This is a genomic window from Methanoculleus sp. (assembly GCF_036677455.1).
Lineage (GTDB): Archaea > Halobacteriota > Methanomicrobia > Methanomicrobiales > Methanoculleaceae > Methanoculleus.
Genome location: NZ_JAVBWL010000051.1, coordinates 140,978 through 165,021, shown reverse-complemented (window position 1 = coordinate 165,021; position 24,044 = coordinate 140,978). Strand labels below are relative to the sequence as shown.

29 protein-coding genes are annotated in these 24,044 nt (G+C 63.7%); 17 read left to right on the top strand and 12 right to left on the bottom strand.

Features of this window, described 5'->3' with window-relative positions; translation table 11 throughout:
- Positions 1–61 precede the first annotated feature (61 nt).
- Entirely contained in the window at positions 62–517 is a 456-nt protein-coding gene (locus tag V6K60_RS12770; RefSeq protein ID WP_332450902.1) for a hypothetical protein, read from the top strand.
- A gap of 10 nt (positions 518–527) precedes the next feature.
- On the top strand, positions 528–1,277 hold the full coding sequence (locus V6K60_RS12765; protein ID WP_332450912.1) for a DUF7289 family protein: 750 nt from the start codon (positions 528–530) through the stop codon (positions 1,275–1,277).
- 99 nt (positions 1,278–1,376) lie between these two features.
- Here V6K60_RS12765 and eif1A read toward each other — a convergent pair whose 3' ends face one another.
- Positions 1,377–1,703 carry a translation initiation factor eIF-1A gene (gene eif1A / locus V6K60_RS12760; protein WP_332450911.1) on the bottom strand — a complete coding sequence of 109 codons (327 nt, stop codon included), beginning with the start codon at positions 1,701–1,703 and terminating at the stop codon, positions 1,377–1,379.
- A gap of 206 nt (positions 1,704–1,909) precedes the next feature.
- On the opposite strand from eif1A, the gene V6K60_RS12755 reads away from it, so the two are divergent.
- Both V6K60_RS12755 and V6K60_RS12750 read left to right on the top strand, forming a co-directional pair.
- Complete coding sequence (locus V6K60_RS12755; RefSeq protein ID WP_332450901.1) at positions 1,910–2,575, top strand: hypothetical protein; 666 nt, start codon at positions 1,910–1,912, stop codon at positions 2,573–2,575.
- A gap of 58 nt (positions 2,576–2,633) precedes the next feature.
- The gene (locus tag V6K60_RS12750; protein ID WP_332450900.1) at positions 2,634–3,554 is read left to right on the top strand and encodes a metallophosphoesterase; all 921 of its coding nucleotides are present in this window, start codon (positions 2,634–2,636) and stop codon (positions 3,552–3,554) included.
- 3 nt (positions 3,555–3,557) lie between these two features.
- Here the strand turns inward: V6K60_RS12750 and V6K60_RS12745 are convergent, their stop codons facing one another.
- The gene (locus V6K60_RS12745; protein WP_332450899.1) at positions 3,558–4,388 is read right to left on the bottom strand and encodes a restriction endonuclease; all 831 of its coding nucleotides are present in this window, start codon (positions 4,386–4,388) and stop codon (positions 3,558–3,560) included.
- A 128-nt stretch (positions 4,389–4,516) separates the two neighbouring features.
- Here V6K60_RS12745 and V6K60_RS12740 point away from each other — a divergent pair, with 128 nt between their 5' ends.
- On the top strand, positions 4,517–5,542 hold the full coding sequence (locus V6K60_RS12740; RefSeq protein ID WP_332450898.1) for a ketopantoate reductase family protein: 1,026 nt from the start codon (positions 4,517–4,519) through the stop codon (positions 5,540–5,542).
- Positions 5,543–5,549: 7 nt separating this feature from the next.
- Here V6K60_RS12740 and V6K60_RS12735 read toward each other — a convergent pair whose 3' ends face one another.
- On the bottom strand, positions 5,550–5,729 hold the full coding sequence (locus tag V6K60_RS12735; protein WP_332450897.1) for a hypothetical protein: 180 nt from the start codon (positions 5,727–5,729) through the stop codon (positions 5,550–5,552).
- A gap of 97 nt (positions 5,730–5,826) precedes the next feature.
- Here V6K60_RS12735 and V6K60_RS12730 point away from each other — a divergent pair, with 97 nt between their 5' ends.
- Positions 5,827–6,312, top strand: a complete 486-nt coding sequence (locus V6K60_RS12730) for a flavodoxin family protein (RefSeq protein WP_332450896.1) — start codon at positions 5,827–5,829, stop codon at positions 6,310–6,312.
- A gap of 26 nt (positions 6,313–6,338) precedes the next feature.
- On the opposite strand, the gene V6K60_RS12725 is transcribed toward V6K60_RS12730, so the two are convergent.
- A complete protein-coding gene (locus V6K60_RS12725; RefSeq protein WP_332450895.1) occupies positions 6,339–6,614 on the bottom strand; it encodes a pro-sigmaK processing inhibitor BofA family protein in 276 nt (91 codons plus the stop codon).
- A 172-nt stretch (positions 6,615–6,786) separates the two neighbouring features.
- Between V6K60_RS12725 and V6K60_RS12720 the strand changes: the two genes are divergently transcribed.
- On the top strand, positions 6,787–7,998 hold the full coding sequence (locus V6K60_RS12720) for an RNA-guided endonuclease InsQ/TnpB family protein (RefSeq protein ID WP_332450894.1): 1,212 nt from the start codon (positions 6,787–6,789) through the stop codon (positions 7,996–7,998).
- Here V6K60_RS12720 and V6K60_RS12715 read toward each other — a convergent pair.
- Entirely contained in the window at positions 7,981–8,544 is a 564-nt protein-coding gene (locus V6K60_RS12715; RefSeq protein WP_332450893.1) for a transglutaminase-like domain-containing protein, read from the bottom strand. The genes V6K60_RS12720 and V6K60_RS12715 overlap by 18 nt on opposite strands.
- A 185-nt stretch (positions 8,545–8,729) precedes the next feature.
- Positions 8,730–9,962 carry an NAD(P)/FAD-dependent oxidoreductase gene (locus V6K60_RS12710; protein ID WP_332450892.1) on the bottom strand — a complete coding sequence of 411 codons (1,233 nt, stop codon included), beginning with the start codon at positions 9,960–9,962 and terminating at the stop codon, positions 8,730–8,732.
- Between the two features lie 97 nt (positions 9,963–10,059).
- Here V6K60_RS12710 and V6K60_RS12705 point away from each other — a divergent pair, with 97 nt between their 5' ends.
- Both V6K60_RS12705 and V6K60_RS12700 read left to right on the top strand, forming a co-directional pair.
- Positions 10,060–11,091 (top strand): DUF2341 domain-containing protein, encoded by a 1,032-nt coding sequence (locus V6K60_RS12705; protein ID WP_332450891.1) that lies wholly within the window; start codon positions 10,060–10,062, stop codon positions 11,089–11,091.
- Complete coding sequence (locus tag V6K60_RS12700; protein WP_332450890.1) at positions 11,088–11,537, top strand: LEA type 2 family protein; 450 nt, start codon at positions 11,088–11,090, stop codon at positions 11,535–11,537. The genes V6K60_RS12705 and V6K60_RS12700 overlap by 4 nt, the downstream gene beginning before the upstream one ends.
- A gap of 9 nt (positions 11,538–11,546) precedes the next feature.
- Here V6K60_RS12700 and V6K60_RS12695 read toward each other — a convergent pair whose 3' ends face one another.
- From V6K60_RS12695 to V6K60_RS12675, 5 genes are all read right to left on the bottom strand, one after another.
- On the bottom strand, positions 11,547–12,131 hold the full coding sequence (locus V6K60_RS12695; protein ID WP_332450889.1) for a CDP-alcohol phosphatidyltransferase family protein: 585 nt from the start codon (positions 12,129–12,131) through the stop codon (positions 11,547–11,549).
- A gap of 171 nt (positions 12,132–12,302) precedes the next feature.
- Positions 12,303–13,157: an arsenite methyltransferase gene (locus tag V6K60_RS12690; protein ID WP_332450888.1), complete on the bottom strand. Its 855-nt coding sequence runs from the start codon at positions 13,155–13,157 to the stop codon at positions 12,303–12,305.
- Positions 13,158–13,172: 15 nt separating this feature from the next.
- A complete protein-coding gene (gene hgcC, locus V6K60_RS12685) occupies positions 13,173–13,451 on the bottom strand; it encodes an HgcAB-associated protein HgcC (RefSeq protein ID WP_332450887.1) in 279 nt (92 codons plus the stop codon).
- 204 nt (positions 13,452–13,655) lie between these two features.
- The gene (locus tag V6K60_RS12680) at positions 13,656–14,840 is read right to left on the bottom strand and encodes an FAD-dependent oxidoreductase (RefSeq protein WP_332450886.1); all 1,185 of its coding nucleotides are present in this window, start codon (positions 14,838–14,840) and stop codon (positions 13,656–13,658) included.
- An 80-nt stretch (positions 14,841–14,920) separates the two neighbouring features.
- A complete protein-coding gene (locus tag V6K60_RS12675) occupies positions 14,921–15,421 on the bottom strand; it encodes a rubrerythrin family protein (RefSeq protein ID WP_332450885.1) in 501 nt (166 codons plus the stop codon).
- An 85-nt stretch (positions 15,422–15,506) separates the two neighbouring features.
- Here V6K60_RS12675 and V6K60_RS12670 point away from each other — a divergent pair, with 85 nt between their 5' ends.
- A complete protein-coding gene (locus V6K60_RS12670; protein WP_332450884.1) occupies positions 15,507–16,397 on the top strand; it encodes a cation diffusion facilitator family transporter in 891 nt (296 codons plus the stop codon).
- Here V6K60_RS12670 and V6K60_RS12665 read toward each other — a convergent pair.
- Positions 16,389–16,979: a flavodoxin family protein gene (locus tag V6K60_RS12665; RefSeq protein WP_332450883.1), complete on the bottom strand. Its 591-nt coding sequence runs from the start codon at positions 16,977–16,979 to the stop codon at positions 16,389–16,391. The two genes, V6K60_RS12670 and V6K60_RS12665, sit on opposite strands and share 9 nt — an antisense overlap.
- A 147-nt stretch (positions 16,980–17,126) precedes the next feature.
- On the opposite strand from V6K60_RS12665, the gene V6K60_RS12660 reads away from it, so the two are divergent.
- The 7 genes from V6K60_RS12660 to V6K60_RS12630 all read left to right on the top strand — a co-directional run bounded on the left by V6K60_RS12660 (position 17,127) and on the right by V6K60_RS12630 (position 24,031).
- Positions 17,127–17,357 carry a zinc ribbon-containing protein gene (locus V6K60_RS12660; RefSeq protein ID WP_332450882.1) on the top strand — a complete coding sequence of 77 codons (231 nt, stop codon included), beginning with the start codon at positions 17,127–17,129 and terminating at the stop codon, positions 17,355–17,357.
- Positions 17,358–17,376: 19 nt separating this feature from the next.
- Entirely contained in the window at positions 17,377–17,502 is a 126-nt protein-coding gene (locus tag V6K60_RS12655; protein WP_048183354.1) for a desulfoferrodoxin FeS4 iron-binding domain-containing protein, read from the top strand.
- A gap of 5 nt (positions 17,503–17,507) precedes the next feature.
- Entirely contained in the window at positions 17,508–17,858 is a 351-nt protein-coding gene (locus V6K60_RS12650; RefSeq protein WP_332450910.1) for a carboxymuconolactone decarboxylase family protein, read from the top strand.
- A gap of 4 nt (positions 17,859–17,862) precedes the next feature.
- Positions 17,863–18,507: a peroxiredoxin gene (locus V6K60_RS12645; protein WP_332450881.1), complete on the top strand. Its 645-nt coding sequence runs from the start codon at positions 17,863–17,865 to the stop codon at positions 18,505–18,507.
- A gap of 40 nt (positions 18,508–18,547) precedes the next feature.
- Positions 18,548–19,159 (top strand): flavodoxin family protein, encoded by a 612-nt coding sequence (locus V6K60_RS12640; protein WP_332450880.1) that lies wholly within the window; start codon positions 18,548–18,550, stop codon positions 19,157–19,159.
- A complete protein-coding gene (locus V6K60_RS12635; RefSeq protein ID WP_332450879.1) occupies positions 19,156–19,776 on the top strand; it encodes a flavodoxin family protein in 621 nt (206 codons plus the stop codon). The genes V6K60_RS12640 and V6K60_RS12635 overlap by 4 nt, the downstream gene beginning before the upstream one ends.
- 193 nt (positions 19,777–19,969) lie before the next feature.
- A complete protein-coding gene (locus V6K60_RS12630) occupies positions 19,970–24,031 on the top strand; it encodes a PAS domain S-box protein (protein ID WP_332450878.1) in 4,062 nt (1,353 codons plus the stop codon).
- Positions 24,032–24,044 lie beyond the last annotated feature (13 nt).

Genomic DNA, 24,044 nt, shown 5'->3' with positions numbered 1-24,044 from the left:
GTCTCCGGCCGCCAGCTCCACCCGGTCGATATCCACTACAACAACGGGGTGACGGTATACAATGAGACCGTGTACTACTGAACCGATGAACGAGGAGGGGGTCACCCGGCTCATGGAGTACATCATCATCAGCGGCATGCTGCTCGTGCTGATGATCGTGATGATGTTCACCGTCAACGCCGCCTTCATGGAGGGGCCGGCGGACAAACTCCGCTACCACGCCTTCGTCGACATCGGGAACGGCATCAGCACCCGGATCGTGGACCTTTACGTCATCGCGCCCGGCAACGGGACCATCGAGACGAAGTTCGACATCCCCGACGATGTTGCCGGGAGGGGCTACTTCGTGGACGTGGGGATGACGGGTGCGAGCCAGGCGATCGATGTGCGGGCCGGCGATGTCATGAGCAGGGTTGCCATCGGCGGCATCGGGGCAACGAAGGGTGTCATCGGCAACACCACCGGCGCGGGATGGAACATGATCCAGTATAACTCAAGCGGGTTCAGGAGGGTATAGAACCGTGAAGATGAATGAACGAGCAGTCTCCGAGGCGATCGGGTTCATCCTGATCCTCGGGATCGTCATCAGCGGCATCGGCCTGGTCACGCTCTACGGCTACCCGGTGCTCGTCAAGGAACAGAGCAACACCGACGTGAAGAACATGGAGCGGGCGATGATCGTCATCCAGAACGATATGAAGAGCCTCTGCTTCAAGAATGTCCCCTACAAGGAGACGGCACTCCAGGTGAGCGGAGGGACGCTTGCGGTGATCGGCGCCGATCCGTCGGCACCAACGTTTAGTATCAGTATCCCTGGTTACGATCCTTTGGATTTCTCCCCGGGGGCACTGGTCTACCGCTCCGACCGCGGGACCGAGGTGATCACCCTCGAGAACGGTGCGGTGATGACGCGCCAGGAGGATGCAACGGGTTCGGCGATGCTCGCGGAGCCCCGGTGGTTCTACGACAGGCCCACGAAGACGCTCGTCATTTATCTCATGAAGATCACCGCCGACGAGCGGATGGCGAAGTCGGGGATGACGACAATGAGGATGAGCCTGGAGAGCACAGAACCGCGACCATACACGCCCACCGGAGATATTCAGGTAGAGTACATTCCGGGTGCCGGAAACAACCTTGCCACAGCGTGGGGGAACTACTTGACTACGCTCGAGATGGATGAGATTGGCCTCAACAAGTATACATGGACTATCGCCGAAAGACCCATCGACAAACTCGTCGTGAAAGAATACAAAATTAAAATCCACGGCATTTAATCTTTTTTTTGAATCCATCACCCACGCAGGAGAGGACACCCCGCCCTCAGCCCCGCTTTTGCTGCATGAACTGAGAGGCGACGTTGCAAAAAAAGAGTATCAGAGATACCGGTTCTTCCGGAGCCACTCCACCTGGGGTCGCGTGTAGCGGTAGACGATATCGCACTTCTCGTCCTGGAAACTCCAGGGGACGACGACCAGAACATCCCCCTCCCGTATCCAGACCTTCTTCTTGATCTTGCCCTTGATCCGCCCGGTGCGGGTTACCCCGTCGACACAGCGGATCCTGATATGATTTGCCCCGAGCATCAGTTCGGCGCTTGCGAACATCTCCCGGTTCCTCTTGTTTGGCAGGCGCACGCGGATAATCTCCTCTTCTCCCGGTGCTCCATTGGATTCAGGTTTGCGCTTCGTAGCATCCGTCAGATCATCAACCCCATATGCCAGAGTAGTTGGTCCTTTGCGTGTCCAATTTATACACCTGCTGACTTATCAACTATTCTCCCGGAGAGCGCGGCGGCGACGGTAGCGGTCGGGTCCCGCCCGTTCGGTCCGGTATCCCACCGACGATCACCCGCGACCGCCACCGGGATGGTTATGTATGATGCACGGGATCACTACTCAGAAGACCCATGACGTGCCCGGCCCCATCGCGCGGAATCTACATCACCTACGTCATCCAGGGGCTCATCCTCCTTGCTGCAGCCTCCAGCATCACCGCGGGCGAGTACTTCCTCGGGTTCTCGGCAGGCCTCGCCTTCCTCCTGACGATGACGCCGGCCCTCATGACACGGAACATGCGCCTCTGCCTGCCCTGGGAGATCAACCTCCTCGTCGCCGTCTCCCTCTACATTCATGTCATGGGACACGTCGGCGGTTATTATATCAGCCTCGCGCCCTACTACGACAAACTGGCCCACCTCGTCTCCTCGGCAACCGTCGCGCTCATCGCCTTCTTCATCGCGGCTCTCGCCGAGCACCGGGGGGAGGTCCGGTTGACGGTGCCGATCGCGATCATCTTCATCGTGAGCACCACGCTGGCGGCGGGGACGTTATGGGAGATCTACGAGTTCGTGGCCGACGAGGTCTTCGGCACCGACCTCCAGCACGGGAACACGGACACCATGGTCGACCTGATCATGGACCTGGCCGGAGCGGTGATCGTGGCCGGCCTTGCCGCTATCGCCCTTTCACGTGAGGAGGGACATCGCTTTGTCCGGTTCTTTACCGAGCCGTCCTCCGGTGCGGCACCGGCCGATATCATGGGCGAACCGGTCGATCAGGTTCATGGCCGGTGACCTGACCGGTGCCGACCCGTCGGATCGTATTAATATTCATTGGGGAGAATAAAATACAGTGACTCTGAAGGCCCCGGACGCCCGACACCTGGCATTATTCATGCTCATCCTGCTCCCGTCCATGACCGGCTACATGGTCTGGGAAGCACGGGCCGTCGACGTGACCGTCCTCACGATCGACGGAGCGCCCGAAGGCATCGTCTACATCACCGACCCCCATGTCCAGCCGTCCAACATCGATCACGTCCGGGAGGTGATCGCCGAGGTCAACCGGTTAGACCCCTCGATCGTCCTGATCGGCGGCGACTTCGCCACCGGCGAGGAGTCGGACTTCACCGCCCAGGAGGTGTGGCGGTCGCTCGATGCCCCGACCTACGCCGTCCTCGGGAACCACGACTACCGGGTGGGGACCGACGGCATGGCAGGTATCGAGAGGATGCTTGCCGTCCAGACCTCGGTCAACGCCACTGCCGCCGGGTATGATCTCACTGCCTTGAACGACGGCTCCGCCGACACCGCGTTCGCCGACGCCCTCGCCGCGACGCTGGAGGAGAACGGCGTCCACGTCCTCAGGAACGATTACGTTCAGGTCTCCGCCGGGGGCAAAGAGGTCGTCATCGTCGGGGTCGATGACGGCTGGGCCGGGATGGCGGACCCGCCCGACGTGCCGAAGACGGACGCATTCACCATCTATCTCATCCACGAACCATCCTGCCGGGCTGACTGGGACGCCGACCTCATCCTCGCCGGCCACACCCACGGCGGCCAGTTCCTCTTCCCGGTCGTGACGCAGTTGAACGACTACGGCGTCATCGAGCTCGCGGGCATGTTCGAGACGAACGGGACGCCGACCTATATCTCCCGCGGGGTCTGCAGCGCAGACCTGGCCGGGGTGGACCTCCGGTTCAACTGCCAGCCCGAGATTGTCCTGATCAACCCGACCCCCGGGCAACTCCGGACCATCAACGGGTCCGCCTGACCGTCACGGTTCAAGGATCGCGCGTGCCCGCCCGGCGATCAGCAGCACCTCCCGGAGGGAGACACCTGAATCGCCGGCGATGGCCGCAGTATCGCCGTACGCGACCTGTTTTGCCGTGAGGATCCCGACGGCAGCAAGCCGGGTGGCAACCGACCGGCTCACCCCGCCGACGATGGTGACCGGGTAGGACCCGGTATCCTCGATCATCGTCCGGAGGTTGCAGTCCTCGGGGTAATCCCACCCGATATGCCCGATCCCCCGGCAGGTCGCGTAACGCTTTGCGTGCTCCGAGAGTTTGGTGTTGCAGACGATCAGGGCGCCGTCGATCGAGACGGTGCACCTTCCCGACCGGAACCCCTCCTGGAGGTCCTCGATGATCGCCCGGGCGATCCGCCCTTCGTCGAGGCCCGTCATCCGGTGATGGCTCGCGTGGTGCTTCACCTCGACGAAGATGGTGGTGCCGTCTTTCTCCGCGATCGCGTCCACCTCATGCTCCCCGCACCGGCCAGCAAGAACGCACCCGGCCATTACCTGGTAGCCGTGCTCCCGGAGGAGGACCCGCACGAACTCCTCGAACTCCGGTTTTGGGGGGATGAGGGCGAGCGCCCGCCGGAGGTTGGTCCGGTGGCTGACGGCGGGGCGGACGGTCCGGGCCCGGGTGCGGATCATCCGGAGGACCGCGGAGGTCCTGACCCCATCCGGCACCTCCTCCTCGATCTCGCCGGCGATCCGGTCGGCATCCTCCTCGTCAAGACCCATCTTCCGAAGGGTCCGCCGCACCCTCCCCGGGTCGAACGCCTGCAGGCTGCCGTCGGCCTTCGTAACGTGCTTCATCAGGTACGAATACTTGGCACCTGATAAGAAAAGCGTTCGCAACTGTCCTTCCCGGAAACGACGCTCATCAGGCGATCGCGGTGATCCGGAGTCGGACGATCGGTGGCAGCCCCGGGGTGAGGAGCTGGTTGAGCACGTCTGCCCATATCGCCGTCTCCGGCTCGGCCGGGCTTGCCCTTATCGTCTCCCGCGTCGAAGAAGTATTTGAGAGAATGGAAACGTTACAACGCCCGGTCATCCTGATCCTCGGCGCAGGGGGGGTCGGCCTCTCGCTTGCCGGGAGGCTTTCGGGGGTGGCGAGGGTCTATGCGGCATGCCGGCCGGTGCACGCCGGCGCGGTCCGGGACCGGGGCCTTGTTATGGAGGGCGTCTGGGGGAACGGCACCGTCGGCGGGGTTGCCCCCATCTCCGGGCCGGGGGAGGTCCCCCCTCTGGTCGACTTCATCATCATCACCGCGAAGGGCACCGACACCCGGGCAGTCTGCGAGGAGTATGCCGGTATCATCCGGGGTCGGCCGACGGCAAGCCTCCAGAACGGGATCGGGAACGAGGAGATCATTGCGGAGTACACCGATACCGTCATCGGCGGGACCGTGACGACGAACTTCTCGGTCGTGGGTCCGGGGCACGTCCGGGTGCTGAGCGAGAGCGCCCCGATGCGCCTCGGGGTCTGGTCCGGCGACGGCACCGCCCGCGACCGGCTGATCGGCATCATCCGGTCCGCCGGCATCCCGGTCGAGGCGGACGCCGATATCCGGTCGGGGAAGTGGGCGAAGGCCCTCCTCAACATCGCGGTGAACCCGCTCTGCGCCCTCCTCGCGGCCCCGGTCGAGGTCGCCGCCCATGAGGAGATCCGGGAGACCGTCGCAGCCCTCATCCGCGAGACCTTCGCTGTCGCCGGCGCCGAAGGGGTGCACCTCCCCTGGGCAACCGCCGACGACTACCTCGCCCACCTCTTCTCAGTGCAGGTGCCCGACTTCGCCAGAGTCTACCCGTCCATGTACTACGACCTCCAGCTGGGCCGCCGGACGGAGATCGACCTCTTGAACGGCTACGTCGCGCGCCTCGGTGAGCGCCACGGCATCGCGGCGCCGCACAACCGGTGCATCGCCGGCCTCGTCCGCTACGCTGAGAAGCACCCAAAGATCCGGTGAGGAGCGCTCACTCCCCGGCCAGCTTCTCCGCAAGCCGCCGGGCCGCCTCGCGTGCCTTCGCCTCGCTCCTCCAGAGCCCGGTTTTGCCGACGGGTGTTCCTTCCTGACTGTAGAGCTGCACATAGTAGCCGCCGTCCTGGCGGGCGAACCGGACCTCGCCGAGGATCCCGGGGCTGTACTCCTGCATGCCTTGATCTTGTCGGCGCTGGAGATATGAACGTTCCGTGCCACGGTCACCAGGCCTATATGGGAGGAGCATAGACAACCCATGCGAGGTGAACGTGATGATACTCGTCGTGTACTACTCCTGGCAGGGGCATACGGAGAAGGTGGCAGCGGCGCTCGCGGAGCGAGTGGGGGCCGGGCTTGCCGAGATCAGGCCGGTCTCTGAGGTAGGGATGTTCAGGAAAGGAATGATGTCGATGCTTGGAATGCGGGCACCGATTCAGCCGGTGCAGGCGGATCTGGCCGACGTCGATCATCTGGTCGTCGCAACCCCGGTCTGGTCGCGGAAGATTCCGCCCTATGTCAACGAGTACCTCTCCCGGGTCACGAACGGCCGGGGAAAACCCTTCTCGGTCCTCGCTGAGATGGGAGGATCGGGAGGCGAGAACGCCATCGCGATCGTGAGGAAGGCGCTCGAAGCAAAGGGGATGCGGTTCGTTTCGTCAGCAACCACAATTGAGAGCGACGTCGATGCCGGGCGTATCGACCGGACGATCGAGGAGTTCGCCCGGACGATCGCGAAGGCTCCCATGCCGGCCGTGTAAGCGGGGCCCGGGTAGGCCGGTGCCTCTCACAGCGTCAGCGGTATCCCGAGGAGGTGCAGCACCACCGTGATCAAGACGCCGAAGACCCCGCCGATCGCGCAGATCAGGACGGTGATCAGGTTGATCGGGATATCGGGCCTCCCAACGAGGCTCATCAGGTTGAGGAGGTTGATGAGCCAGAGCAGGATCACGCCCACGACGGCGTTGATGATGAGGCCGGTCACGCTCTTGACCAGTTTATAGAGGACATACGCGACGACGATGACCAGGATCAGGGCAAGGAGCGCGGTGAAGAAGCTCATACTGCCCGTTTGGTGCGCCCGGTATTGAATCTTTCCGGGCGGCACTCAGGATCGTGGGTCGAGGAGCTCCTTGACTTCAGTCGAGGGAGGAATCGGCCCTCTGTAGAGCCCAATCCACTTTCGCCGCGCGCGGCTCTTCTTTATGCCGGGGAAGCCCCTACCGAATAAGTGTATGCAATCGGTGACGAAGTTGCGGTTGGTTGCGTCTCCTGACGAGCGGCGGATGCTGTTCGCCACGATGGAACGGTACAACGCCGCCTGCAACGCCATCTCACCGGTTGCCTATTCTGAGAAGCAGTTCTCCAACATCAGTCTGCAGAACCGGCTGTATTATCAGATCCGCGAGACCTTCGGGCTCTCTGCCCAGATGACGCAACTTGCCATCCGCAAGGTTGCCGGGAGTTACCGGAGCACTCAGGAAGCCATCCGGGAGCAGAACAAGGTTCTGGCCGCTCTCGGTAAACCCCTGAAGATCCTCACCGAGATCTGGTTCCGGAAGCATGGAGCCATCTGCTACGACGCCCGGGTGCTCTCCCTCGGCCGGAACCGGGTGAGCATCTGGACACTGGACGGCCGGATCAAACTCCGGTACAGCAGGCCCGACTACTTCCCGGCGGTCGCGACCGTCAAGCAGACGGATCTCATCTACCGGGACGGGGCGTTCTGGCTCTACGCGACTGTGGAGACACCGGACATTGAACCTGCCAAACCCTCCGAGTACCTCGGGGTCGATCTCGGGGTGGTGAACATCGCCACCCCGAGCGACGGAGTAACCTTCTCCAGTGACACCACCGAGAAGGTGCGACAGCGGTACGGCAGACACAAGGGAGTTCTCCAGAAGAAGGGTACGAAGTCAGCCAAGCGGAGACTGCGAACGATCTCCGGAAGAGAACGCCGATTTAAGACCAATACCAACCACATCATCAGCAAGCGGATCGTTTGCGCGGCACAGGGCACGAAGCGGGGGATCGCCCTGGAAGACCTCAAGGGCATCCTCCTGCGGACCACGGTTAGACATGACCAGCGCGAGCGACATCATAAGTGGGCGTTCCATCAACTCCGATCCTTCATCGAGTACAAGGCCCGCCGGGCCGGGGTTCTGGTGCAGGTCATCAACGGGGCGTACACGAGCCAGCAGTGCAGTGCCTGTGGGTTCGTCCACCCTGACAACCGTCAGACCCAGGCAGCGTTCTGCTGCCGCGCCTGCGGGCATACGGAGAACGCTGATCTGAATGCAGCCAGAAACATTGCTGCCAGGGCCGCCGTCAACCGGCCTATTGCGGTCTGCTCCCCTGACACCAGGGGAGAGGTTGAATCGCAAGCCTGTAAAGAGCATGGTGCCACTCATGGTATCATGCCCCCGACTTCAATCGGGGGTAGTTGACAGGTAGCCGAGCGCTTCAAAGACCGGCTGGAGGCAGACCCCGTTGCCGGTCTTGATGCACCGGATCCCGGGGACGCCTTCATAGGCGCCCATCGTCCGGCCGTCCCCGAGCTCGACCCAGTCGTGGACGGCGATACCCTTCCCGAAGACCTCCACGTGGAGAGCGTCGGTCCGGAACGTCTCTGTGTCCCAGACCATCAGACCGTGGACCGGCCGGGCGGGGATGCCGTTCTCCCGGAGGACCTCCACCCTGAGAAGCGCAAGGTCGGTGCAGTCCCCCACCCCGCTCGTGAGGGTCGCGTTGAGGCCCACCGGGAAGAGGCGGGGGGTGCCGTCGACGTGGGCAAACGTCGCCCGGTCCACCCGATCAAGGAGAGCGTCGGGAGAGGGGTCCGCGGTGGGCGTAGCGAGGGCGGCAAACTGTTCGAACGAAGCCTCCGGGATTGCGCTGAGACCGGGGTCGCCGGATCCGCCGTCGTAGACCAGGTGTCCCTGGGCGAGGAGGACGGAGAGGAGAAAGATCGCCTGAAAAATGCTCCAAATCACGCTGCTATCTCAATATATTTTAATGCAACCTAAAATATATCAGAGTATCCATTTTGTCACGAGCGGTTATCAGGGAGATATATCGTATTGTGGGGACACCGTGGGAGAGCACGGCAAGGAGCCCCCCAGGAATGGAGGTCCCGGTAAGGGGCCGGTATCCTGGGAGAGGTGCAGGACGATCCCGGTCACCGGGACGTGTGGGGGCCGGCGATATGTCGTGCGGCGAGCGCCGCGGTGGAGAAGGCGGCCTGGATGTTGTAACCCCCGGTATCGCCGTCGATATCGAGCACCTCGCCGATGCAGTAGAGACCTTCGACGGTCTTTGATCCCATCGTCTTCGGGTTGATCCCCTCGAGGGCGACCCCGCCCCTCGTCGCCATCGCCTCATCGAACCCCCCGAGCCGGGCCACGGTGAACGGGAACTCCGCGAGGGAGGCGGTGATGGCGTTCCGGGCCTTCTTCGGGAGCCGGGCAGCGGTCTCCCCCGGCGGGACCCCGGCGATCTCGAGCAGCCGCCGGACGAACCGCTCCGGGAGGGGGAGGTCGGCGAGGACGGTCTTCACCTGCCGGGGACCGCCCGCCGCGACCGCGCCCGCGACGCGCTCTCGCACCTCCTCTGCATTCATCCCGGAGAGGAACGTGACCCGGATCTCGTCGCCCGGGAGGATGAAGCGGGAGAGGTCGAGTATCCCCGGGCCCGAGAGGCCGGTGTGCGTGAAGAGGAGGTCGCCGGTCTGCCGGCGGACGCGCTTTCCGCCCCGGTAGACGGTGAGGGCGAGATTCGCAAAGGATATCCCGGCAAGATCGGCAAACGAATACGCCTCGACATAGACCGGGGCAAGCGCCGGGGCAACCTCCGTGACCGGCTGCCCGAGGGCCCGGGCGAAGGCGTAGCCGTCCCCGGTCGAGCCGGTAGCGGGGTAAGAGGCCCCGCCGGTGGCGATGACGAGCACCCCGGCCCGGACGGCCGCCTTCTCCGTCCGGATGACAAACCCGTCGCTCTCCCGCTCCACGGTCCGAACCGGTTCGCCGCACCGGAGATCCACCCCGCGGGCGGCGCATTCTGCGAGGAGGACAGCGAGGACATCGGCGGACCGTCGGGTCTCCGGGAAGATTTTCCCCCCGGGCTCGGCCTTCATCGGCAGGCCGCGGGCGGCAAAGAAGGCGATGAGGTCCCGGTTCGTGAAGTTCATCAGCGCGGGCCGGAGGAACGTCCCGTGGTCGCCGTAGTGGGTGAGGAAACCGGTGATCTCCCCGTCGTGGGTGATGTTGCACTGCCCCGACCCCGCGACCAGGAGTTTTCGCCCCGGTGCAGGTTTCTTCTCGAAGAGGACTACGTTCCGCCCTTCCCCTGCTGTCCGGAGAGCGCAGAAGAGCCCGGCGGGGCCTCCTCCGATGATTACGACGGTGCCGTTCACGGAATGATCGTATACCGTGCATCCCCGGAGAACATCAGCATTGGGGTGCGGGAAGCCGCTACATGGATATAGGTCGGGGATGTATGGAAGCGCCACCATGGATAACGGCTGGATTTTTCTCATCGGGGGAGCCGTCGTGCTGCTCCTCATCGCCCCCGCGGGGGCCGTCCCGGCGCCTCTTGCAAACGTCACGTCCGCTCTCGCCCCCGAAAACTTCGCCCAAGAGCAGGCGATCTCGGTCGCGAACCCCTCCGGGGTCGACGGGCTTGCGGTCGCCTTCAACGCCACCCACCTCCCGGGAATGCGGCCGGACTTCGCCGATATCCGGTTCGTGGACAGGAACGGGGCCGCCATTCCCCACTGGACGGAGAACGTCACGGACGGCGCTCACGCCCGCATCTGGCTCGCCCTCCCGGCGGGGGCGACCGCGATCACCATGCTCTACGGCAACCCGGAGGCCCGGGACGCAAGCGACCCCGATGCCGTCTTCCTCTTCTTTGAGGACTACGAGCGGGGCGACCTCTCGCGGTGGTCGTTCTCCGGGAAGAACGCCGTCGTCCAGCCGGGGATCGTCCGCGACGGCGCATACGCCGGGGATATCAACGTCTCCGAGCCCGACCTCCGGCACCTCGCGAACAACCGGGTCTGTCTTGCGAACATCTCTGCCGGGCCCATCGTCATCGAGGGGGACTTCCGGGTCAGCGAGTTCGGGAAGTGGTGCGGCTCGGGCTACCTCCAGGCCTGGAGCGGGACCGACCGGCTCTACGCCTTCCACCTCAGAAACGGCTCCATGCAGCACTACGACGGCATCCACCGGAACTTCTCCGCCGATGCCCGGGCAGAGACCGATACCTGGTACCACGTCAAAGTCATCCTGGATACACAGAACGCCACCGAAGACGCGTGGGTGGACGGTGAGCACCTCGGGCAGGCGCCGCTCCGGTTCGCCGACGGAACGCCGGTCCCGGGCGAGACGATCTTCACCGACTTCGCGCTGATCGGGTCGTCCGCGTGGGACTCCGGCGACCCGCACCACTTCTACGCCGACAACATCGTCGTCAGGAGGTTTTCCCACGTCGAACCGGTGCTCTCCTATGGAAGCGACCCTGGGGTGCGGGGGCAGGTATGAGGCCTCTCGCCATCATCATTTTCGTCGCCGTCCTGCTCTGCAGCGCCGGTTGTGTGGCTCCCCTGCTCCAGGAGCCGACCGTCACCGTCGAAAATGTCACGGTCGAGAACATCACCCTGCAAAGCGTCGACCTCTCGCTGCAGGTCACCATTGAGAACCCCAACCCCATCGGCGCCACCCTGAACCGGGTCGCGTTCGACGTCTTCTTCCTCGATGACGGGCAATGGGTCTTCCTCGCGCACGGGGAACGGGGAGGGTTCTCCGTCAGGCCGCGGGGGACGACCACCGTCTCGATCCCGGTGACCGTCGATAACCTGCGGCTTGTCCAGGCGCTCCTCCGGGGTCTCTCGGATGGGACGATCACGCTCCGGGTGAGCGGATCGGGCGTCCTCGACTACGGCGTCGCGACCTTCGAGATCCCCTTCGACCGGACGACGGAGGTGTGAGTGGCCTGATCACGGGCCCGGACCTGCCGCCCCCCGGACAGCGAGGAGCCGGCGGAGCGCGGTGGCGTTCGTGCCGACCGCGAGGAGGACGAGCGCCGGGAGGATGAAGCCGGTGGCGAGGCCGGCGATGATGACCGCGAGCCGTTCCGGCCGGGCGAAGAGGCCGGCCCGGCACGCAATCCCGAGCCCTTCGGCCCGGGCTCGTGCGTAACTGACCATCAGCGACCCGATCGCGGCGGCGAACGCGGCCTCGACGCCCCAGGACGCTCCTGCTCCCGCGTAGTGGACTAGGAGCCCGGCGTATACCGCCGCCTCGGCGTAGCGGTCCAGGAATGAGTCGAAAAACGCGCCGAAGACCGAGGTGGTGCCGGTCACCCGGGCAAGCGCCCCGTCGAGCGCATCAAAGACACACGACGCGGCAACCATGACTCCAGCGAGAAAGAGCGATCCAGCGGCGCAGAGGACGCCGGCACCGGCCATCCCGAGGAACCCGAGCAGGGTGAGGGTGTTCGGGGTCGCCCCGGTCCGGGCGACGAGGGCCGCGATCCGAGCGAGCATCCCGTTCAGCCTCGCCCGGAGATGCTCCTCGATCACCCGGCCCGCTCCCCGGAGAGGAGAACCGCGAGTGCCCTCGACCGATGATCCATGGCGAGGAATCGTCGTTCTCAGAGATAAGGGTGTCTTCGGGCGGCGGCGGGGTAATGATTATCGTCATAATTATTATGACGATAATCACTACGTAATCCCGGGAAAAAACGGAACGGGTTACCGCGTCCCGCCGCAGCCGCAGGTGCAGCCCGCCGGTCTCCTGGCGGCGACCTTGACACTCACGATGCTCTCCTTAAGCGACGCCCTCCCGCCCTCATCGAGGGCGATGCCGTCGAGGATCGCGGCGAGGTCCGGTTCGCTCACGATGTGCTCGATCGGGAAGACCGTCTCACCCTGGACCGTGACCTCTGTGAAGCCCGCACCGGCGATATGGCCGAGGTACTCGGTCTTCGGCAGCGCTCCCGCAACGCAACTGTTGTAGAGGAGCGCCGAGTCCCGGACCTCTGCCGGGAGCGGTGCCGCGAGCACGATGTCGGAGACCATGAGCCTCCCGCCGGGGCGGAGGGCCCGGAACGCCTCTCGAAAGACCTGCGGTTTATCGGGGGAGAGGTTGATGACGCAGTTCGAGATGACCACGTCGACCGAGGCGTCCGCCACCGGCAGGTGCTCGATCTCGCCGAGGCGGAACTCCACGTTTGTGCGGCCGCCCCGTTTTGCGTTCTCCCGGGCCTTATCAAGCATATCGGGCGTCATGTCGACCCCGATGACACGGCCCGTCGGGCCGACCCGTTCCGCCGCAAGGAAGGAGTCGAACCCCGCCCCCGACCCCAGATCGAGGACGACCTCGCCCTCCCGGAGGGAGGCGAGCGCCACCGGATTGCCGCACCCGAGCCCCAGGTTCGCGCCCTCCGGCACCTGTGCGAGGTCTTCCTCCGAGTAGCCGAGCCCGAGGCTCACCGATTCTGCCGTCATACCGGTGCCGCAGCACCCGGTGCTGCACCCGCACCCGCCCTGCCGGGCAACCTGCCCGTAGGCGGTGCGCACCTGTTTGTGAATCTCTTCTTTCTTCATCGCGATAACTCCTGGTCAGTCCTGTTCTCCTCTGCCTGCGAGCTCCTCGGCCATGGGAGAGAGCAGCGTCGTTATCATTCCATTGAAGTGGCTCGCCTTGATCAGCGTGATACAGCAGACGTCCCCTTTCTCCCCCCAGAAGACGACCGCAAGCCGGTCGCCGGGAGCAAACCCCGCACGCTCGCGGATATCCTTCGGGAGCACCACCTGCCCTCGTGCGTCGATGCTCACGACCGCCTCGATCGTGCAGACCCCGGAGCAGGAGGAACTCCGCTCATCACTCGTGGGTACCATACGGCTCACCGGATCAGGGTTGTCGGCGACAGCATATCTATTTTTCTGATTATTCTGAATTTTCCGAATTATCCGTGTGATCGAGGGCCACCAACCTCCCGGTCGAACCGCTCTGCTACACCGACGACGAGTTTGCCGACCAGATCCGGAAGGAGAACCTGTTCATCCTTCAGGCGCTGGCGGAAGGCACCCGGGTGTAGCCCCTCACCTGCAGACGGCCTGCCCTTCGGTCTGCTCGCCCGTGACGCGTTCGAGATACTCGTGCGCCTCGAGCGCGGCCTTCGCCCCATCGCCGGCCGCGACGATGATCTGCTTGGCTTTGACGCAGGTCGCGTCCCCGGCCGCAAAGATCCCGGGAACGTTCGTGTGCCCGTTCTCGTCGATGAGGATCTCGCGGTGCTCGTTCAACGCAACCAGATCCCCGAGGAACGTCGTGTTCGGCGAAAGCCCGATCGAGAGGAAGAGCCCCTCGACGTTGAGATCCGTCTCCTCCCCGGTCTCGCGGTCGCGGACCGTGATCCCGGAGAGAAGCGTCTCGCCACGGAGCGCCGTCACCTCGTGGTGGGGGAGGATCTTCACACCCAAATTCTCGACCCGGCTGACGTAGACATCGTCACACCGGAAGGCGCTCCGGGCGATCAACGTCACGGAACTCGCGATCTTCGTCATCTCGATGGCGGTCTCGAATGCCGCGTTTCCGCCGCCGACGACGGCGACCGGCCTGTCCTGGAAGAGCGGAGCGTCGCAGGTCGCGCATACCGAGATGCCCTTTCCCAGCAACCGTTCCTCGCCCGGGATCCCGAGGGTGCGCGGCTTCTTCCCGGGAGCGAGGATGACCGTCCGGCAGTGGAAGGTGTTCTCCGAGGCCGTCTGGACGAGGAAGGTGTTCTCCTCCTTCCGGATGCTCCGGATGGCATCAAGTTCGACGGCGATCCTGAATGCCCGAACCTGCTCCTCGAACTTGTGCATCAGGTCCTCGCCCGTGATCATCGAAAACCCCATGTAATTCTCGATATTCCAGCTCCAGGTCGCCTGGCCGCCGATGTCCTCCGAGACGACGACGGTTCTCATCTGTTTCCTCGCACAGTAGACTGCAGCCGTCAACCCGGCCGGCCCGGCGCCCACGATGACCACATCATAGACCATCCCCATCGCCGGTGCCTCGAAGATTTCCCGGAGCCGTTTTGCGTCGAACCCGACGATCACCTCATCGCCGACGATGGTGACCGGCACCCCCCGCTGCCCCGAGACCCGGATCATCTCCCGCGCAGCCTCGCGGTCCTTCCCGACGTCGATGTGCTCGTACTCGACGCCGTGCCTCTTGAGGAACGCCTCGACCATCCGGCAGTAGGGGCAGCTCTGTGTCGTATAGACCTTCACGCCTGCCATGGAGAATGAGTATCTCAGGAGGCCTATTTATGTTATGGGGGAGGCCGATCTCTCCGGCGAAGAGACGAAAAAAAGAGGGGTCACTGGATCTCGCGGAACATCCGCGCCGGAACCCCACAGATCGGGCACTTCTCCGGCGCTACCCCGATCTCGATGTTGCCGCAGACCGGACAGAGGTAGATCGCCCCCACGTCGAGGTCTTTCCCTTCCCGGACGGACTCAAGCGCCTGGAGGTAGAGGTTCGCGTGCACCTCTTCGGCCTTCATGGCATGGGTAAAGACGATCGCGGCCTCGTTCTTCCGCTCCTTCTTCGCTTCGGCGACGAACGGGGGGTACATCTCCATGAATTCGTGGTTCTCTCCCTCCATCGCACCCTTGAGGTTCTCCTCGGTGCTCCCGACGGCGTTCATGATGAAGAGGAGGCGCTTTGCGTGGATGGCTTCCGCCTCGCTCGCCGCCCGGAAGAGTTTCCCTACCGTCGGGTAGCCCTCGGCGGCTGCTTTCTCGGCAAAGACTGAGTACTTCCTGTTCGCCTGGGCTTCCCCGGCATACGCGTTCTGAGCGTTCTCATCAGTCGGCATAGATGAATCATATCGGAAAGGGCCTTATTAAACCTTTCACCTTCATCGCCGGAAACCCTATCCCGGTGGAACACCACCACCTGGTATGCAGGGTGATCCGACCGGCCAGGAGGTGCGAGCCCGGGTGCAGCGGGTCTTTCTCATCGTCCTCGGGCTGAATATCGCCGTCGCGGTCGCAAAAGCAGTCTTCGGCATTCTCGCCGGGTCGGTGAGCATGGTGGCCGACGCCATCCACTCGGGGTTCGACTCCTTCTCGAACATCGTCGGCATAATCGCCCTCTACTTCGCCGGGAGACCGCCCGACCCGAAGCACCCCTACGGCCACGGCAAGATCGAGACCCTCGGGACCCAGATCATCGGAGCGATGCTCCTCCTGACCGCAGGAGGGATCTTCTACGAGGGCTACCAGCGGCTCATCAACCCGGTCGTCCCCGACATCACCGCAGTCACCGTCGCGGTGATGGTTGTCACGCTCATCATCAACATCATCGTATCCACCTACGAGCGTCGGCGCGGCGAGGAGTACCAGAGCCAGATCTTGGTCGCCGACTCCCAGCACACCAGGAGCGACGTCTTCGTCTCGATCGCCGTCCTCGGGGGGTTCCTGGCCATCAGGCTCGGGTTCCCGGCGGCCGACCCGCTCATCGCCTTCGCCATCGCCCTCCTCATCGCGAGGATGGGGCTTTCGATCCTCTACGACGCCGCACAGGTCCTCACCGACGCAATGGACCTCCCCTGCGACCCGACGCTCATCCGGGCGGTGGTGACGGACACCCCCGGCGTGGCCGGGTACCACGAGTTCCGGTGCCGGGGGAACCCCGGCGAGATCTTCGCCGACATCCACATCACCGTCGACCCGGCTCTCTCCGTCGCCGGAGCCCACGCGATCTCCGATGAGGTGGAGCGACGGCTCAAAAAGGCGGTGCCGGAATTCGTGGAGGTCGTCGTCCATATCGAGCCCGATGGATCACCGTAGGAGCTGCCCGAGTTCGCGGCCCTCCCGGTACGCCGCCTCCATCACCTCCGGCCGTGTCGTGATATCCTGGACGGTGTCCATGTCGTTCTGGAGCACCTCGGCCCAGAGGGGGCAGTCGATGATCTCCCCAAAGGCCTGCATGGTCATCCTGACCCCATCGAAGACGTTCGGGACATTCATCCCCGCGATGGATATAAAGAGCATCTTACGCTCCTTTCGCCGCTCACGGGAGATGAACGGCTCCCCCCGGTGATATTTTGCCATGTAAAAGACCTGGAACCGATCGATGAACGACTTGAGCCTCCCGGGAACGCCCATCGTCATCACCGGGGTCGCCACGATCAGGCCGTCCATCTTCCGGAACTTCCGGAAGACCTCCGTCATCTCGTCCTGGATCAGGCAGGTATCGCTCTCTTTGCACTGGAAGAACTCCATGCAGGGCAGGACGTCCATATGCGCGACCTCGATCTTCTCAACCCGGACCCCCTCCTCCTCCACGCCCCGGATAGCCTCGTCCAGGAGGCTGGCGGTGTTCCCGTCGAGGATCGGGCTCCCGAGCAGCGCGATAACCGTCTTCGTCATGATGCAGGGTTGTTCACGGCCCTATTAATAGGGTTCGGGCCCCTCCGGTGCGGGCCCGGATAACCGGATACCCCGGCCGGACCTGTTCCTGCCGGGGTGCTAACTGCTAAATACCTTGAAAAGATAGTAACAGTCTGGTGATTTTCTGTGGTTGAACCAGGAACCAGCAAGACAGCAAAGGCAGGAGAGAAACCGGGCCCCGGCCGGTTTATCTGTATCGACTGCGGGCGGGAAGTCCGGATCGACAGCACCGATGCGGACCTCGTCAAGTGCCCGACCTGCGCCTGCGAGATGTACAACTGCTTCCCGATGACCCACATCCGGCCGGACATCAAGACACCGGAAGACGTCATGAACCCCCCGGAAAGGAAGAAATAGAGATATGAGGTGAGATGGAATGGTGAACGTATCAGCAAAAGGGCAGGTCTACCATTGCGAGATCTGCGGAAACGTGGTCCAGGTGCTGGAAGCCGGCGGCGGAGAACTGGTCTGCTGCGGCGAGCCGATGGTGCTTGAGGAGTGATGGGAATGGGGGAGAAGAAACTCGAAGAGAAGATCGGGAAAGTGCCCGAGATCTTCAAAGAGCTGAAAGAGACCGATCCCGACCTCTACGGCAGCGTCATGGGGCTCGACCAGATGATCTGGGCCGACGGTGCCCTCTCCAGGCAGACGAAGAAGGTCATTGCGATCGCGATTGCCGCCGCACTCCGGGACGGGCACGCTGTCCGGGCGCAGATGGCCGGTGCCAAGAACCTCGGCGTATCGAAGGAGGAGATCGAGGAAGGGCTCAGGGTCGCGTTCCTGCTCTCGGGGATGCCGGCCTACGTCCACGGCAAGACCGCCCTCGAGGAGTACATGGGCAACCGCCCGCGGAAGTGAGAATATGGGACCTGAAGAGATAATCCAGATGCCGATCATCGGCGAGAAAGCACCGGAGTTTGACGCCCTGACCACCCACGGACGTCTGAAACTCTCGGACCTCAAGGGGAAGTGGGTCATCCTCTTCTCCCACCCGGCCGACTTCACGCCGGTCTGCACCACGGAGTTCATGGCGTTTGCCGGGATCGCCGACGAACTCAAGGAGCTGAACGTCCAGCTCGTCGGCCTCTCGATCGACAGCGTCCACTCGCACCTTGCCTGGGTCAGGAACATCAAGGAGAAGATGGGCGTCGAGATCCCGTTCCCGGTCATCGCTGACCTCGACATGAAGGTCGCCAAAACCTACGGGATGCTCCACCCCGGCCAGAGCAGCACATCCACCATCAGGACGGTCTTCTTCATCGATGACAAGGGGATCATGCGTGCCATGCTCTACTACCCGATGTCCAATGGCCGTTCCATGCCCGAGATTGTCAGGGTCACGAAGGCCCTCCAGACCTCCGATAAGCACGGCGTCGCGACGCCGGCAAACTGGCAGCCCGGCGAGAAGGTGATCGTCCCGGCGCCGAAGACCCCCGAAGAGATCGAGAAGCGAATGAAGGAAGGCTACGAGTGCAAAGACTGGTACCTCTGCTTCAAGAACCTCTAACCTGTACTTTTTTAGCCTCTGACCGGACAATACTTCCTGTATGACCATCGACGTCCTCGCGTTTGCGACATCGCCCCGCCGCCATGGCAACTCCGAGACCCTCCTCGACTGGGTGCTCGCGGCGATGGCGGAGGAGGGGGCCGTGACCGAGAAGATCGCCGTCACCGAGGCCGATATCCGGCCGTGCCGCGGGTGCAACCTCTGCGAGACGCTCAACCGGTGCGTCCAGCGGGATTACATGGACTACGTCTATGACCGGATCGTCGCGGCCGACTGCATCGTCCTTTCCGCCCCGATCTACTGCATGGGGCTCCCGGCACAGGCGAAGGCGCTGGTCGACCGGGCGCAACTCTTCCGCTCCCGGAAGTACGTCCTCCACCTCCCGGTCGCGGCGCCGGAGCGGAAGGGGAAGCGGGTCGGGGTCTTCCTCTCGACCGCCGGGCAGAACTGGGATTACGTCTTCGACGCGGCGATCCCGTCGGTGAAGTGCTTCTTTACCGTCGCCGACGTCCGTAGCAAGGACCTCCGCTACCTTATGGTGAACAGCGTCGACGAGAAGGGCGCGATCGGCCGCCACCCGACCGCGAAGGCCGATGCGGAGGCTCTCGCACGGGAGGTCGCCGCGCACCTGCGGGGGGTGGGGGTGGCGTGACCATAAAAGTCCTCGGGATCTCCGGGAGCCCTCGGCGGCACGGGAACACTGAGACCCTGCTCGACGCCGTGCTCGAGGGCGCCCGCGAGGCGGGGGCCGAGGTGGAGAAGGTCGTCCTCCGGTCGCTCGACTACGCCTCGTGCCGGGGGTGCAACGCCTGCCACAAGACCGGGGCCTGCATCATCGAAGACGACCTCACGGCACTGTTTGAGAAGATCGCTGTCGCCGACGTCCTGGTCCTCGCCTCCCCCATCTACTCGATGGGGATCACGGCGGAAGCGAAGGGGCTTATCGACCGGGCTCAGTACCTCTGGGCGCGCAAGTTCATCCTGAAGAACCTCTTCTTCACGGACGAGCATCTCCGGCACCACAAGGGGATCTTTGTCTCGACCGCGGGGCTCGGCTGGGATAACGTCTTCGATGCGGCGTTCCCGGCAGTCATTGCGTTCTTCAACACCACCGGGTTCGAGTACTGGGACAACGTCATCGCGAACGACATGGACCGTTACGGGGGGATTGCGGGGCACCCCACCGCACTTTTGGAGGCAAGAGAGAAGGGGCGAAGCGTGGTCGCCCTCCTCCGGGAGATGCAGGCGGCCGGGGATTCCGGACCCTGACCGCCTCTCCCCCGGGAGCACGTTTCAACGGGTTTCTCTTATCGATCCGGGGCAGGAGTTCCACGCCGGCATAGATTCGGCAAATCACCTTTGCTTTCTCTGATAGAATACCGGAACTGTTTAATACACGCTGATAGTAGTCACTTCCTGTAGCAGGAAAGAGCGCTCTTCGAGAGCGTGGAAGGACCCGTATGTGACCCCCGTCCAGCCGCCGCAGGACCCCTACACGATACCGCCGGAGTACCGGATACTCGATGTGATCGACCTCGGGATCCTCCTCGTCGGCGACGACCTCACCGTCGTCCGGGCGAACACAGCTTTCCGCCGGCTCACCGGGGGCGAACCCGGAGAGGTCCCCGATGAGGCCGCCGGAAGGATCCGGGCGGCGGCCGGGGACGAGATCCCGGAGTTCGAGTGCCGGCTCCATGCCCCGGACGGAAGGGAGCGGCGGTGCCTCTGCGCGGGCCGGAAGATCCCGGACGGGAAAGGCTGGGTGCTCCGGTTCCGGGAGCCTCCCAACGGGACGAAGGACTACGAGGCAATCGTCGAGTATACCGGGACGGCGACGATCCTTATCGAGGGCGACGGCACCATCCTGGTGGCGAACACGGAGTTCGAGGGCCTCTCAGGCCACTCCCGTGGAGAGATCGTCGGCATAAGGCGGCTCACCGATTTTATCGCCTCAGATGGGGAACGGGAACGGATCATGGGATACCATGCCCTCAGGCGGAGGGTCCCCGGTGCCGCACCGAAGAACTACTCCTTCACGTTCACCGACCGCTCAGGCGTCCCTCACATCGTCGAGGCCACCATCGGCCTGATACCGGGAACGAATCGTTCGGTGATGTCGCTCCTCGACGTGACCGAGCGGAGACGTGCGGAACAGGCGCTGCAGGAGAGCGAAGAGCGGCTGAACTTTGCGCTTTCGGCGGCAAACGACGGGCTGGTCGACTGGGACGTCCGTACCGGCACAATCTATTACAGCCCCCGGAGTTTCTCGATGCTCGACTACGAGCCGGATGCGTTTGTGCCCACGATCCCCGCGGTTCTCGCCCTCGTCCACCCGGAGGACCGCGGCCGCGTGGAAGCGGTCCTCGCCGACCTCGCCGCCGGTCGGCGCGAGCACTGCGAGATGGAGTTTCGGGCACGTTCAGCATCCGGAGAGTGGATCCACATCCTCGACCGGCTCCGTGTGGTCAGGCGTGACGAGAATGGCATGCCGGCCCGCATCGCAGGGACGCATACCGACATCACGGAGAGGAAGAAGGCCGAGCGGGAACTGCTGATTCGGAAGATGGCGATGGAATCATCGTTTGCTGCCATCGCTATCGCCGATCTCGACGGGTACCTCATCTATGCCAACCAGGCGCTGCTCGCGATGGGCGGGTTCACTGACCCCGCCGAGGTGATCGGGACGCATCTTTCAGAGCCCTGGGTAGAACAGGGAAAGGTCAGGGAGATTCTCCGTACACTTACGGAGCGGGGTCGGTGCACCGGGGAACTGGTCGGCCGCAGGATCGACGGGGCAGAGTTTATCGCCCATATCACCGCGAACATTGTCATTGATGAGTCCGGAAATCCGGTCTGCATCATGGCCACCGCCATCGACATCACCGAGGAGAGGCGCACGAAGGAGGCGCTCCGCGAGAGCGAGGAACGTTACCGGACGCTTGCGGAGGGGGCGCCGGACGTCATCTTCCTCGTCGGCGTGGAGGGAAAAGTGCTCTACGTGAACAGCTCGGGCGGCCGCATGCTCGGCGCGGAGTCGGAGAGCCTCCGGGGGGAGAATGTCAGGGAGCTCTTCCCGCCGACCGTTGCCAGGAGGTGGCTCTCCATGCTCCGCGTTGCAGCGGAGAGGGGCAGAGCAATCTTCACCGAGGAAACCCTGGTACCCGGGAGCGGCGGGGGAGTCTGGCTTGAGACACGCCTCATCCCGATGCGGGGAAGCGACGGGACCGTCCGGCGGCTGTTCGGGATCAGTCGCGACGTCTCCGACCGGAAGCGGGCGGAGGAGCAACTCCGGTTCCAGGCCCGGGTGCTCTCGCAGGTGGAGGAGGCGGTGATCGCGGCCGATACGGAGGGGCGGATCACCTACATGAACCTGGCTGCAGAACGGCTCTACGGCGTCACCCGGAATGAGGCTCTCGGCCGGCCCGGATCGGAACTCTTCGCCTGCGAATGGCTCCGCCCGGGCGATGAAGGCGATGCAGCGAGCGCCCTTGAATCCTCCGGGACCTGGCGTGGCGTTGTACTCCACCAGAAGAGAGACGGGGAGGCCATATTCATCGACGAGACCCTCAGCACTTTGAACGACGATTCCGGGCGGATCACCGGGACGCTCTGCTCCCTTCGCGACGTGACCGCACAGAAACGGGCCGAACAGGAACTCCGGATAAAGGATATGGCGATAGCGTCGTCTCTCGACGCTATCTCTCTCACCGGTCCTGACGGGAGGATCATATACGTCAACCGTGCCTTCCTTTCCATGCACGGGTGGGAGCGGGAAGACGATATTCTCGGACAGCCTGCCACGGTGCTCTGGGCCGACCCTGTGGAGGCAGAGCGAGTCGTAGAGACGTTTCACCAGGGCGGCACCTGGGTGGGGGAGGTGGAAGGCCGGCGGCGGGACGGATCGACCTTCCTCATGCAGCTTGCCCTCTCCCCCGTCACCGATGAGGCGGGGAAGCCGCTCTGCACGATGGGGTCGGGGATCGACATCACCAGGCGGAAGGAGACCGAACGGGAACTCCAGATCCGGGATATGGCAATAGCGTCATCTTCAAGCGCGTTCACTATCACCGACCTCGACGGCCGCATGACCTATGTTAACCAGGCGTTTCTCACCACGTGGGGCTACGACTCTCCAACCGAGGTTATCGGCAAGCGGGTCACGGAACTCTGGCAGAGCGAGGAGGACGCCATAACTACGCTCCAGAAAGTCGTCCGCACCGGCAGGCACACCGGCGAACGAATTGGAAGAAGGCGGGACGGAAGGACGTTCTACGCCATGTTTTCCGGGACTCTGGTCAGAGGCAGCGATGGAGTTCCTATCTGCATCACCGCCTCGCTCAACGATATCACCAGCCAGAAACTGGCCGAAGCAGAAATCCAGGCCCATAACCGGGCACTCTCGATCTTAAACCAGATCATCGGGGTATCAACGTCCGCGACGGATATCGACGAGATGCTGGAGAGCGTGCTTTCGGCGACCCTCGCCCTCCTTGACCTTGCGGGCGGCGGCATCTACCTGGTCGAGCCCGGAAGACGGAGGGCGAGACTCGTCTGTACATACGGGCTGCCGGAAGACTTCCCCGCGCAGCCATGCATCCCGGACATCACCGTTGTGCCCTATGCGGATGTGCTGGTTGCAGGAGAGTCCAGGTTCTACGACGATCATCCGGACCTCCGCTACCCGGGAGAGAGCGACGGGACACCGCACCCTTACGCCAGCATCCCGATTCTGGCGCACGACAGGATCATCGGGGCCCTGAACGTGGTGACGGGGGGCGGCGACCGGCTCACCGAAGCCGACCGTTCCCTTCTCACAGCCATAGGGAGAGAGATCGGCACCTCCGTCGAGCGCACCATGCTGATCCAGCAACTCGAGGTGGCCGAGCGGGAGGCGAACCTCTACCTCGACATCCTCGGCCATGACGTCCGGAACGCCGGGAACGTCTCGGCCCTCTACGCCGACCTTCTCGTTGAGACGCTCGAGGGGGAGGCGAAGGGGTATGCCCGGAAACTCCAGGCGAGCATCAGGAAGAGCATCGAGATCTTAAGAAACGTCTCGACGATCCGCCGGATCCACCAGGAGTCGGCAGTGCTCGGGCCGGTCGACCTCGATGGTGTAATCCGGGAAGAGATCGGGATGTTCCCGGAGATCCGGTTCACGTATAGCAGCACGGGTCTCACGGTCACGGCCGACGCGCTCCTCTCCGAGGTCTTCACGAACCTGATCGGGAACGCGGTGAAGTTCGGCGGGCCGGCGGTCGAGATCACGATCCGGGCAGAGGAGCAGGGCGGCGACGTCGTGGTCGTCGTCGAGGATACCGGGCCCGGGATTCCCGACGATATGAAAGAGGCCGTATTCATGCGCTTTGGGCCGCACCGGGGCAAAATGAGCGGCCAGGGCCTCGGCCTCTATATCACCCGGATGCTTGTCGAGCGCTACGGCGGACGGGTCAGGATCGGCGACCGGGTGCCAGGCCGGCCGGAATGCGGCGCAGCGTTTCGGTTCTCACTGAAAAAGGCCTGAAGACAGTTGGGCC